Origin of the sequence: Limibacter armeniacum (assembly GCF_036880985.1) — a bacterium.
In the GTDB taxonomy this organism is placed as follows: Bacteria; Bacteroidota; Bacteroidia; order Cytophagales; family Flammeovirgaceae; genus Limibacter; species Limibacter armeniacum.
The window spans coordinates 1,499,991-1,512,913 of record NZ_JBAJNO010000009.1; the positions used below are offsets into that span (position 1 = coordinate 1,499,991).

The 12,923-nt window shown below is 40.5% G+C and carries 10 protein-coding genes; 2 read left to right on the top strand and 8 right to left on the bottom strand.

The window, feature by feature from the left end; all coding sequences use genetic code 11:
* Positions 1–99: 99 nt before the first annotated feature.
* Positions 100–1,695 carry a cell division protein FtsZ gene (gene ftsZ, locus V6R21_RS23995; RefSeq protein ID WP_334246064.1) on the top strand — a complete coding sequence of 532 codons (1,596 nt, stop codon included), beginning with the start codon at positions 100–102 and terminating at the stop codon, positions 1,693–1,695.
* A 108-nt stretch (positions 1,696–1,803) separates the two neighbouring features.
* On the opposite strand, the gene V6R21_RS24000 is transcribed toward ftsZ, so the two are convergent.
* The 8 genes from V6R21_RS24000 to V6R21_RS24035 form a co-directional block, all read right to left on the bottom strand.
* Complete coding sequence (locus V6R21_RS24000) at positions 1,804–2,625, bottom strand: hypothetical protein (protein WP_334246065.1); 822 nt, start codon at positions 2,623–2,625, stop codon at positions 1,804–1,806.
* 179 nt (positions 2,626–2,804) lie between these two features.
* Positions 2,805–4,085 carry a hypothetical protein gene (locus V6R21_RS24005; protein WP_334246066.1) on the bottom strand — a complete coding sequence of 427 codons (1,281 nt, stop codon included), beginning with the start codon at positions 4,083–4,085 and terminating at the stop codon, positions 2,805–2,807.
* A 40-nt stretch (positions 4,086–4,125) separates the two neighbouring features.
* Positions 4,126–7,026 carry a TonB-dependent receptor gene (locus V6R21_RS24010; protein ID WP_334246067.1) on the bottom strand — a complete coding sequence of 967 codons (2,901 nt, stop codon included), beginning with the start codon at positions 7,024–7,026 and terminating at the stop codon, positions 4,126–4,128.
* Positions 7,027–7,217: 191 nt separating this feature from the next.
* The gene (locus V6R21_RS24015; protein ID WP_334246068.1) at positions 7,218–7,709 is read right to left on the bottom strand and encodes a GDYXXLXY domain-containing protein; all 492 of its coding nucleotides are present in this window, start codon (positions 7,707–7,709) and stop codon (positions 7,218–7,220) included.
* A gap of 1 nt (position 7,710) precedes the next feature.
* Positions 7,711–8,772: a DUF4401 domain-containing protein gene (locus tag V6R21_RS24020; RefSeq protein WP_334246069.1), complete on the bottom strand. Its 1,062-nt coding sequence runs from the start codon at positions 8,770–8,772 to the stop codon at positions 7,711–7,713.
* Positions 8,772–9,716: a DUF2157 domain-containing protein gene (locus V6R21_RS24025; protein ID WP_334246070.1), complete on the bottom strand. Its 945-nt coding sequence runs from the start codon at positions 9,714–9,716 to the stop codon at positions 8,772–8,774. Before V6R21_RS24025 ends, V6R21_RS24020 begins: the two co-directional genes overlap by 1 nt.
* A 143-nt stretch (positions 9,717–9,859) precedes the next feature.
* Positions 9,860–10,222 carry a hypothetical protein gene (locus V6R21_RS24030; protein ID WP_334246071.1) on the bottom strand — a complete coding sequence of 121 codons (363 nt, stop codon included), beginning with the start codon at positions 10,220–10,222 and terminating at the stop codon, positions 9,860–9,862.
* An 88-nt stretch (positions 10,223–10,310) separates the two neighbouring features.
* On the bottom strand, positions 10,311–10,673 hold the full coding sequence (locus tag V6R21_RS24035; protein ID WP_334246072.1) for a hypothetical protein: 363 nt from the start codon (positions 10,671–10,673) through the stop codon (positions 10,311–10,313).
* A gap of 500 nt (positions 10,674–11,173) precedes the next feature.
* On the opposite strand from V6R21_RS24035, the gene V6R21_RS24040 reads away from it, so the two are divergent.
* On the top strand, positions 11,174–12,868 hold the full coding sequence (locus tag V6R21_RS24040) for a cellulase family glycosylhydrolase (RefSeq protein WP_334246073.1): 1,695 nt from the start codon (positions 11,174–11,176) through the stop codon (positions 12,866–12,868).
* The last annotated feature ends 55 nt before the right edge of the window (positions 12,869–12,923 follow it).

The window sequence follows — 12,923 nt, forward strand, 5'->3', positions numbered from 1 at the left end:
CTGATTAACAGTGAGGTCGATACTATGAACGGCTATACAGCTTTTGCTGATAAACTGGAATGCTTTTTTATCTGATCGAGATTCAAAACAAACGTTTATATGGATACTAACTACGAGTTTGATATACCGACAAGCGGACCTTCTAAGATCATCAAAGTGTTTGGCGTCGGTGGTGGCGGTGGAAATGCTGTAAAGCACATGTATGAAATGGGTATACATGATGTGGACTTTTATATCTGTAACACGGACATACAAGCATTACAATCAAGCCCGATACCTAACAAGATTCAATTGGGTACAAAGCTTACCCAAGGATTAGGCGCAGGTGCCAAGCCGGAGATCGGTAAAGAGGCTGCAATCGAAAACCAGGACGAAATCAAAGCCCTGTTGGGAGACAACACCAAGATGGTGTTTATCACAGCTGGTATGGGTGGAGGTACCGGAACAGGTGCCGCTCCTGTTATTGCTGAGATTGCCAAAAGCATGGACATCCTTACAGTAGGTATTGTAACGATGCCATTTAAGTTTGAAGGCAAGCCTAAGGAGAAGCGTGCGATTGAAGGTATCAATGAGCTGAAGAAATATTGTGACACTGTCTTGGTTATCCTCAATGACAAATTGAGAGATGTTTACGGAAGATCTTCTATGAAGGAAGCTTTCGCACAGGCAGATAACGTCCTGACCAAAGGTGCTAAGTCTATCGCTGAGATTATCACAGTTGATGGCTACATCAACGTGGACTTTGAGGACGTAAACACGGTAATGAAAGACTCAGGTGCTGCCGTAATGGGATCAGCAACTGAATCTGGAGAAGACAGAGCTATCAGAGCGGCTGAAGGTGCTATTACCTCACCTCTACTGAACAATACCAATATTGACAATGCCAAGTACATCCTGCTGAGTATTGTGGTAAGTGACTATGACGACTTCCAAATGGAAGAGTTGGAGCAAATCACTGCATACATCCAGCAACAGGCAGGTGAAAATGCCGAGATGATCTTTGGTGTTGCACAAGATGAGTCATTGGGTGAAGGGCTGAATGTTACCATTATTGCGACAGGCTTCGAGCATGCCGACAACCTGAAAACCAAAGAGGTTATCGACCTAAATACAGGTAAACGTAAGACAAGTCCGACAGGACCTCAGTCATCCGTATACCCTACAGGCAACGATGATTTTTTTCGGGGCGGGGAGTCGAGCAGTAAAGTAACTCAGACGAGACCATCGACTGAGGAGGAGCGTCCAGTAGTACAGCAACCACAACCTAAGGCTGAGCCTGTAGTGTCTGAGGTGAAAGTAGAAGAAAAACAGCCTGAACAGCCACAAAAGCCTGTTGAAGCTAAGAAAGAGGACAATCCAACTCCGGCTCCCCAGCAACCAGCTAAAAAGGTTTATAACCTGAATGAGGATTACGAAATCATTGAAAACAATCAGGCTTCAGAGCAGAAAAAAGCTGAAGAACAGACGACACCGAAAGGTCGTCACCAGATCAGCAGCTATTTGAGTTCTGTTTCTGTCAATGAATGGAGTAATGAGGAACTGAAAGAAAAACAGGAGACTCCTGCCTACATTCGAAGAGGAATTAAACTGAAGGATGTACCGCACTCTTCTGAGTCGGAACAGTCCAGACTGAATGTCAATGACAAGAAAGATATCTTAGGTGACAACAAGTTTTTACATGACAATGTAGACTAGGTATTACCCAAGAAACTTATAAATGAAAACCCCTTTGAAAATTACTTTTCAAAGGGGTTTTCTTATTTCGGAGGTTTTCTCTTTTTATCTTAATTAAGGTCTTTCCGACTACCACTTCACAACTTCCGAGTCATTCATTGGTAGCCCGTTACTTGCCAGAATCAACAATTCAATTTCTGTCAACCTATTGGAGTAATAAAATACACTTGTCTTTTTCAGATCAAGCAAGGCAGTATCATAGTCTCTATTATTAAAGCTTTCAACCGCCAAATTAAAATACTGCAACCCGGCTAACTCCTTCAAGGATACTACCTGATGGATTGACTTTGTATAACTAAAACTACCTCCCTGTCTAAGGGCATATCCTTTCTCACGCTTACTGATTCTGTAATCACTGCTCTCAAACCCTTTGTATGGGTCTGTCGATTCAAACAGGATTACCTTGCCTTCTTCTGTCTGCGTTTTCAAGTAAACATGGTAATTCGTTTCATATACAGCAAAGTCATAATCTAGTGCTTTCAGTATGACTGCATACAGCATAGTCCCTGTCAGGCAATCGTATTTTCCATATTGCATGGTATTGGCAAATGTGCTGACAGGTGTATAGCTTTTTAAGTATCGTTTCTGGACTTCCTTGAATACCAACTTAAGGAAGGATTCATCCTTTTTATACTTCTCATTCTTTGATTTCAAATAACCAATAAAGCTATTCAAGTCTTTCTTGATGTCTGTCAAGGTTTCTCCAGACATACCTGATTCCGTAGCTAGAAACACATACAGTTCATCTGTATTCCATGCTTCATCAGGGTTATTTAAAACAAAATACTCGAGCATGGAGGAAGTCTCGTTTTTTACAAACGACTGTGCTTGAGCTGCTTGACAGCTCAACATTACCCAAATGGATACAAACAGTAGCACAAGTTTTTTCATGACTTCCTCCTCTCTCTTCAGATTTAATTAACATTTACGTTACAATATAAACATTTATGTAACATTAAATTAACATTGAGAAAAGAAAGTGTAGCTACATTAAGTGTTTTTAGCTAAAAAAAGGTCTTTCAAGTAGAAAGACCTTTAAAAACCATTCATATTAAATTAACATTGAGATATTAACTATCCCCTTCAAAAATTGTCATATTATCTGCATCGTCATTGATACTGCTCTCCACATTCAGGTCATCATCAATTACATTCAGAAGTGTTTGGTCATTGACTATTCTGATACCTGTTTTGAAACCCTCGGTACGTAAGTTTTCGATAACACCTTTGGTTCCTACTCTCAAGAGGACCGCCTCATTTTCATCATTGTCAGCACCTTCGTTCAAGTCTATAAGTGTCACATTGGTAATTGATGGTTCAGAGAAAGGAGTTGCTGCATTATTTTCGTTTTGGTTGTCTCCTTCGATTCCTCTATGCCCTCCATCTTCTGCCACAATTGCCAACAAGTTTGTAATGGTACCTCTCCACCCAAATGTCCAGTCTACCTGATCATCACCAGAACCAATGACCACAATGTCACTCATCTCAACTGTGCCACCAAAAAACTCTATACCATCGTCTCTTCCCTGAAATATCTGGATATGGTCTATTTTTGTTCCATTCCCCACTCCGTTCAAGGTTAATCCGTTATGTTCTGTCTCAGGGTCAATTTGGTTTCCTGAGTACTCGATACGGATATATTGTAGTGTTCCCGAGTTATCAGCGTCATCACTGCCACCGTAAGCCTCATCTACATCCACCTCTGCAGCTGCTTCACCATTTGAATCACCATTATTGATACTAGCCCTACCGTTGAGCAAGAGTCCACCGAAATCACCCCTAGTCGGAGCTTCATAAGTTCCGTCATTATTTTCATCATCAACCGCAGTAAAAACAATTACCTCTTCAGCTGTTCCAATTGCATTGATTACTCCACCTTGTCTCACCAATAAATAGTCGATTGTTCCATCAGAAATTGCGACGACTTTGGTACCTGCTTCAATCGTCAATGTAACGTTTTCGTCTACAAAGACAGCTCCATCCAAAATCACAACCCCTGACCAAGTCTCATCTGCCGTAATGGCTCCACTCTTGACGTTGCCTCCATCTTTGGCTTCCTCAATTTCTTCAGCTGTAAGTTCACCTTCAGCAAACAATCCCTGATAAGAAGTACCTACTGCCCAACTATTTCCTTCGGAAAAGTCTTCATTGAACAGGTCTTCTAAGGAAGTAGCTCCTGTAGAAGAAGAATCACTTGTCACAATGTTACCGCTTGCTTCAGCCTGCTCTGCAAGCGTACCGTTACCTCCTCCACCTCCATTATTATCTCCGCCATCGTCATCGTCACAACTTGTAAAGGAAATAGCTGTGACTAAAAGTGCTATCGGAAAGAATTTTCTTAGCATTTCCATGGATTAAAACTGTTTTAGATTTGGTTGAATTGTTATGGTCTTATTTAAAACTATATGAAAGGGCTATTGAGATATTAATACCTCTTTTGAAGGACTCCACAGTACGTGTAAACTCTCCTACCTTGTCAGTAGCAACTACACCTATGGCTTGCTGGTCGGGCCAATCAGCTGGGTCAGTACCGAAAGTGAACGGAATACGATCATCCACACCAATCACGTTGCCATCTGCATCATAGCGGATGTACTCACCAAATTCCTGCTCTCTTCTAATTGTCGGATTTGTGAGGTTCTTAACGGAAATTTTCACTCCGAAACGTTCCCTGATGGTATTTTGCCAAATCAGGTCTAATGTTCCATATGACCTCTCCACAATATCACTTGTTCCCCGCTGCCCTGTTGCAAAGATGCGGTCACCAAATACATTATATGCTATGGTAAAAATGGTATTGAGGTCTCCTCCCAAATAATCGCTCTCGTACCCTAAGTCAGCATTAATCAAGTATGGGGAAGCGCCTTGCAGCTTTCTTTCTTTTTCTGTGTTTTGAGTGTCGGTATCCCGCAAGTCAGTACGGGTATAAAGTGCTGTAGCATTAAAGCCCAAAATAAAATGACTCAGCAGTTCAGATTTTTTACTGAATAAGTTGTTCAACCTTTTATTCAGCTCCACTTCCACTCCTGCAACAGATGCCTGCCTAATATTGGCAAAAGAGTAGCGTGTCTCTGTTGCGGAGATGGCTATTTTCTCTATTGGATCATCCAGTCTTTTTCCAAAAACAGCTATAGAAAGCAATTCATCTCGGTTCGGAAAAACCTCATACTTCAAATCTACATTATAGTTGGAACCATTGATCAAATCTGGATTACCCGTCACGAATGCACCACCAGGAATTTCCTGATAAAGAAACGGTGTAATCTCTCTCAGACCTGGACGGGTAATGGTTCTGCTTGCTGCAAAGCGAATATTAGCCTCATTTTTCAAAGTGTATTTGGCGTTGACTGCAGGCAACAGCTCGGTTTCATCATAAACCACTTCCCGAAATGGGTCTTCCAACCTGTCTGTCCGACCTTTGAATGTGACCTTCTGCTCACTCACTTCTACTCTAGCTCCTGCCCCTATAGTCAATTTCGATGGAATGACATCTATAGTTGCCATGCCGTACCCGCTGTTAATATCTAGTTTGGCTGTAAACTCCGTATCCTGCCCTGAATATGGTTGGTATTGCCAATCTCCTGAAGCCAGAAAATCATTAATGGTGGGGGTTGGGTTATCAATATCTATCAGATCCGCACTGCCTGAACCAGTCAGCTTGTTGAGGTTCATTTGGTACCAATCAAACTCCCGATCCTTGAATTTACCTTGATAACCCGCTTCAATCGTCCAGCGATAGCGGTCTGCTGTAGCATCAAAGGCTCCCAAACCATATTTCACTCCTAGCTTTGTTGCTATTTCATCTTCATTCAGGTCGCTGTAAAAGCGGTTATTCTCTCCCGGTATCCTTGACAGCGTTGAAGTATTCCCTGCAAGGTTAAAGATATTCTGCTTCCTGTCTGGTTCATCGCCTTGGGCATTGGCATAAGAAACTCCCCAATCCACACCAAAACGGTCATATTCCCCGAACAGGTGTCTCCCCAACAGTTGACCTACATAAAGCTGATTTTGGACATAGGTATTTCGTCGAGAAAATACAGTACGGTTCTCATTGTCCCTACCTTGATATTCTCCCACTTCATTGGAAGCCTCATTGACATACAGGTTATTAAAGCTGATGGAATGGCGAAGGTTAAACCTATAAAAGACATTCAGCATTGCCGCCGTATTGGCATCATACTCCCACTCAACCCCATCGTAAGCAATACGTTGTCCACCTTGAGCATTGTGAGGCGCTCCATAAAACCCGTCTCTACGTTCGTAGCTGTTCTCAAAATCCAATAGGGCTATAAACCCTAGACCTCCCTCTGCTCCTATATCATAATAGTTACCCCCCATCACGCCAACTCCAAGGGAAGGAGGTGCGGTAATAGTCTCCGGTGTCCATGAATTAGAAAAGAAATCAGGTGCTACATCTGATGGAGGAACAAAGTGCCGATTCAACATATCATCAGGAATCTGCCTCCCGTCTCCTGTAAAACCTAAGTACTCTAGGTCACCGTTTTTATAGGTTCTGAAATCCTTGAAGCTTGCCTGTGTGTTAAACCCTCCTTTTATAGATACATTCAGAAAAGGCTCATCAGGATATTCCTTTATGTTGATATCCGTCAGAGCTCCTGCATAATCCCCATAAAAATTGGGTGTATAGGTTTTGGAAATCTCAAGGTTCTGCACAATATCTGAAGGGAAAATGGTCAAAGGAATCACCTTCATATTTGGGTCAGTAGATGGAACGGGCATTCCATTCATAATGGCAAGGTTGTACCTGTCACCCAACCCTCGTACAAATATTCCTTTACTGCCTACTTTTGACACTCCTGATACCTTGGTCAAGGCTGTTTCCACATCCGACACACCTTTGACAGACATCTCGCTCGCCCCAATACTCTGAATCATGACATCCGCTTTCTTGCGCTCTACCATCAAGGCTTCAGTGCTGGTCTTGTCTATTTTCCCTACAATTTGAACCTCTTCCAATTCCTCTGCTGAGACCTTTAAGACTATATCATACTTGGTTGACTCACCACTTACCACAGAGGCTGGCTTACTTGTCTTTTCATAGCCAATAAAAGTACATATCAGGGTGTACTCTCCTGCAGGTGCTGCAAATTGGTAATTACCATCAATATCAGTAGAGGCACCATGTGTAGTGCCTTCCAGTACAACGCTGGCACCAATCACAGGTTCGCCAGTTTCACCATCGGTGACTGTACCGTTCAATGTTCCATTTTGGGCTTTGGTAGAACTGGTGAGAAGGGACAAGAAAGTCACCAGCAAGAGCAGTAGTTTCATAGTAGCATGTGTGATTATATAACTATACCTCAGTCTTTTAATCCAATCACATACTGAATTTACCTTTTCCTATACTAGAAAAACCTACATCAATCATGAACGTTTTTTTAAGAAAAAGGCAACAGCCCGTAACATTCATCCATGATGATAATTACGGGCTGTTACTTGTTATAAATATCAGGAAATTAGTCCTATTCTATCTTTTTCAACTGTTTATCATACAACCCTGTCAAGACACTATTCCCTTTCTTGTCGACCCTCAATCCTCCGTATTTTGCCTGATCGTATTTTGAAGCCTCACCTTCCTGAAAAAAGAAAGAGGATGCTCCTATGTTGATACGGTTACGCCATTCTCCCTCTGTATACTTAATCAGGTACTCCCCCTCCCCAACAGGTTCAACAGACTCCTGTAACCTGACTCTTTCAGCCACACCATTTTGATCTAGCTTAACAACACAATAGCCTCTTTTTAGCAGCTCATCCTCTCCCAAATCATTGGACATCTTATAATTCAGGCGCATATAATCTCCCTGCATGAGGGAACGTGGGTCTACGGGTGCCAACTCCAGTAATATCAGTTCTCCATCCTCCAGAATGTTCTCTTTTTCTACAATAGAATAATTGAAGAACAGTATCAATACCACAAGGTTCAGCAGTATAACCGCCTCTTTATATTTTCTCATGTTACTTCAATTTTTTGTAGGTGAATAAATAAGTCAAAAGAAATAGTACACCAACACAGAACAGGATAATAGACTTTGTCAACAAAGTGGCATATAAGTCATAATAGAACTGTCCTATAAAACCTACCAATGACAGGATTCCCAGACCAATCCCCGCACGGTAATTAACCAAGAAGCATAAAAACAATACAACAAGGGCACCCGAAATAGATGGTGAAAAGAGTGTTGTAGGTAACAATACCAATATCACCAATACAAATACCATGATGTAGCTAGCCTTTCTTTGCACATTCAATAACCGTAGAATCCTTGGCAGGATAAAAAGCACTACCGGTACATTTGCAGCTGATGCCATCCAGATATTATTTATGGGCAAATCCAATGCGTCAGAGAAGCTCATTAAGGTGAGTAAGCCAATAAAAGACCCCAACATTCCTGCCCTAACAGGTGTGTAAAGTCTTGCGATCATGGATGTATAAGTAATCAACTTGGCTTCATTCAACAACCAGAAAGTAAAAAACAGGCAGTTAAAGGCGACATATACACTCAACAAGTTGAATGCTTCATTTTCAAACATCAGGATTACAATCCCTCCATTCAACAGCAATATGGATATAAAAGAAATGGTAAACCTCTGGGTAATAAACAAAGAAATCAGTGCGACGAAAACCACCAATAAGACAATCAGGTTTTCGTCTACATTCATGATTCCCAATCCAATCACGGACAAGAGTATCCCAACCAAGTAAGCTGTCACACTAATAGAGTCAAGCTTAAAATCCCCTGCTTTCACCTTATTCAAGGATATTCCAATTACCAAGGATATGCCCCCAAAGGTCAACAGCCCAAACGAAGACTCATAAATCCCTGCAACAAATAGGAACACCATAAAAGCAACTACTCCTATCAGTACGCCCAAAACTGTAAACACTTTGATCACAAGGCTGCTGTTTTCAGAAATAGCCTCGTACTCCTCAACAATGGCCTGTTCATCACAGACAAAGCTATCTCCTTCCGAATGTTTTACCTGATTGATCAGTGCATTTATATTTTCTCCTTCCATTATTTTGCAGTTTTTTGAAATTCAATCAGTTTCATAATTACAATCGGCACACTGATCGTCACAAAAACAGTCACAGTCAAAAAGCCTCCTACCTCTCCATCTGCCTTGATGATCAACGCAGATATGATAACAATAAGGCTGAGCGCCAGCAACCCCAACAGAAAAATGTTTCGCTGCCTAAAGGCATATACTGCACCTCCAATATATATTGCGACTGTGAGTAGCAAGGATACCATAAACTGCCACTCTACCTTATTAAACATTCCGCCCACAATACATACAGTAGCTATACTGACAGCAACCATAGCAATAATGTAAGTAAACCAGCGTGGTGCTTTTACTTTTCCCTTGGCAGAGAGCCAAGTAAAGGCTATAAAAGAAACACTATTGAAAACGACTAAGGCGTCCATTACAAGCAATGGATGCCAACCAAAAGCAACCTGCTCTGAATAGAGAATAAAAGTGGTATTACATAAAGTCAGGAAAAGTAACCACAATGGCGGAAAGTTCGCGACCAACACCCACAGCGCTATAAAAGCAGTCCAGCCCAAAAAGAAATCATAGGCATTGGCCCCTGTCTGGTAAATCTGTCCAAAGACGGCAAACATCACTCCTACCAATACAGCCGCACCTGTCAACACAATGTTCCGAAGCTCCTGATTTAACTTTGCCACAAAAAATAAAAGTACCGTGATCAAGACGCCTACCTCTACCATTCCCAACTTGGCAAACTTAGGCAGCTCCGTCCAGTTATAAGCAAAGAAAAATACGGTACCCGCTACTGTAAACCCCACTCCAAGGCTTACCAAGAGCAGTTTCAAAAACTTTTTCCACGAATTGGCTCCATTATAAACTTCTTCTTTCAAAGCTTTTTCTACTCCTGTAGCAGACCAATTACTGTTTCTGCTGATGATATGGATTTCATCTCTTTTGGTTCTTGGCATATAAAGGATCAGTTAGTTTAAAAATTGTCAGCAAGTCAATACCAACAGTTAAAGAATTGCCTAAATGTAAAACAAAAAAGCAAAACCCTAATAGAGTTTTGCTTTAACACCTAAGATTCACCTTTGATACACAATTATACTAACTACTTTTGATTGATGTACAACACTTTTTCTCCAAATGTATATTTTAAGCTATTTGTACCTCTTTTTGGGTACTGCCTGACCTTACCTTTAAATTCATAAGTAAAGTCTCCTTTTGCTTCAATTCTTCTAGAATCAGCATAATAAATTAAGGTATCAGCACCTGATAGGTTTAAAAATGACGACTCTACGCCCGCCTCTCCATAAAGGATTAATAAATTAGGTCCAGTTCTCAAAATGGAGCTTTTCCCTAATAGACTCACGCCATCAGGGATAGTACAACAACCATTACTTTGTTGGACAGTAGCTGTATGAGCACAGCCCATCAGACAAAAAAATACCGAAATTTTAAAAATCGATTTCATAAAAAGTATCCTCATTTTTGATTGGATTTTAAATGGAACTGTATTTCTTACTCCTTCACATCAGGAATACACACACACTATCAAGGAATCAATAGACATAAGCGATTGAATCACCAAGTTGGTAAGTCAATGTTTCCTCTGTTACACATTGTGCCACCTGAAGCAATCCTGTAAAGGTCATTCCTTTATACCTGATGGCTTTGATCTCTCCTGTCTCCGGATTATAGATTAATGAGTCTGCATCTTGAATCTCCAGAACACCTGCCTTGAAATTAGCATTTCCAATAAGTGTGATCCCCTTATCAGGATCTACCTCTGACCTTTCTGCTGAATATTCAACACTGTTGTCCTCGGAAGGTTGTATTGATACTTCTTTCTTGTTGGATGAAGGTTCATGCTTACAACTTGAAAGGCTAAAAAATACAAACAGACTAAAAAATAGTAACCTCATAGTTTTTTGGCTTTGATGTAATAATTGGATGAATTATTAATGATTGATAGGATAAAGGTAAGTGTAAATTTAAGTCAAAAAACCTCCTTAACTTGATTTAAGAAAACTCAAAAACCACATCTAAAAAAATAAAATTCAACTACTTAACTAATCAAACAAAATCACATAACACCGTATGATTTAACATTTTTAGGAACCCATAATTCAATTTATGATAAAATTAACTTATTCATTTTTCCATGGAACCTATACTCATTTAAATCACCTGTAGAAACGCTAAAATGCTGTTTTGATAATATATATAGCTGATATGTTAACCCCTTACTAAGCTCTCAAACATTAAGTGTAGATTAGAAACATATTTTCTAATTAGACGCCCCTATTGCTGTAATTTCAAAAAAAGCAGCATAAACAAAATACCAAAATTGAACACTAAAAAGACATGCTTACCCAATGGAAAAAGCAGTTTTTTTAATCCTTAATACACTTTTTTTAAAACTATGGAAATGACTAAAACAAAACTCTTCTTTTACACAGTAGCTGTACTACTGGGGATTACTTTTAATGCATGCTCCAAAGATGAAAATGAAGTAGACCCCGAATTACTTGTTTCAATTGACCAGCTGGATATTACAAAAGAAGGCACTGAAAAGACCTTTATTCTAAGCAGTAATGTTGAATGGAGCATTGAAGGAGGTCAGGAGTGGTGCACTGTATCTCCTACTTCAGGAACATCAGGAGACACTCCTGTAAAGATCTCTGTTTCTGCTAATAATTCGACTGATCAACGTATTGCAACATTGTTGATCAAAGCAGCTGACTTAAGCGAGGAAATTTCGATTATGCAAGCTGCCAATCACCAGTTAACACTCTCCAAAAATGAAATTGAACTAGATGATCAAGCACAGGAGTTTTCTGTAGCTTATGAAGCTTCAGGCTCAGTAGAAGTCGAGATTATCGGTGATTGGATTTCACAGAAAAGCAATTCTAGTGACGCTCCCATTTTCGAAATTGAAAACAACTACACATTGTTTGCTCGTGACGGCAGTATCACTTTTACTTTAGGCGACCTATCTGAAACAGTTTCCATTACCCAAATAGGGAAAGCTGCGACCATACCTTCTGACATGACCGGTGTAGAAAGCAATGCCTCAACACTGGCCTCTAAAATGGTTGCAGGATGGAATATTGGTAATACCATGGAAGTACCCAAAAATAATGGCGGCGAAACTGGATGGGGTAATCCTATGGTCAGAAAAACGCTAATCGATGCTGTAAAAGCTGCTGGCTTTAATGCAGTTAGGATTCCTTGTGCATGGGATAGCTATATAGTTGACCAAACCACTTACCGTATATCCGATACATGGTTTACCAGAGTAAAGGAAGTCGTTGACTACTGTTACAATAATGATATGTACGTTATCCTAAATATACACTGGGATGGCGGATGGCTTGAGGATAACCCAACCTACGATAAACAAGAGGAAATCAACAAAAAGCAAGAGGCGCTTTGGCAACAAATCGCGGTATACTTCAGAGACTATAATGAAAAACTGCTTTTTGCGGGTACCAATGAAGTACATTCAGACTACAATACACCTTCAACAGAAAACCTAAAAGTGCAACAGTCCTTTAACCAAACTTTTGTGGATGCTGTACGTGCTACTGGAGGTAAAAACGCCAACCGTAACCTGATTGTACAGACCTATAATACCAATATTGCACATGGTGTCAATTACCATAATATGCCAAATGATGTTGTGGACAACAGGTTGATGCTGGAAGTCCATTATTATGACCCTTGGGATTTTTGTGGACAAACAGATAGTGGGTATAAGTCCCAATGGGGGGAAGGCTATACAGACGTCTCATCATGGGGACAGGAAGACTACCTGAATGATCAATTTGGCTCAGTCAAAACAAACTTTGTAGATCACGGGATTCCTGTAATCCTAGGAGAGTACGGCGCCTTGATTCGCAGCAGCCTAACAGGTGAGGCACTCGAAAAGCATATTGCCTCCCATAGCTACTATCTAAAAACAGTTACTAAAGTAGCCAAGGAAAACGGCATGGTTCCTTTTATCTGGGACAATGGCTATACGGGCAACAATGGCTTCGGATTATTTGACAGAAACAATGGCAGCATTGTACATGAAGATGCAGTCAATGCCATTATTTCGGGAGCTATAGAATAAAAAAGTATTCTCCTCTTATAAAAAGCAAGGCAACTTCATTGAAAAGAGGTTGCCT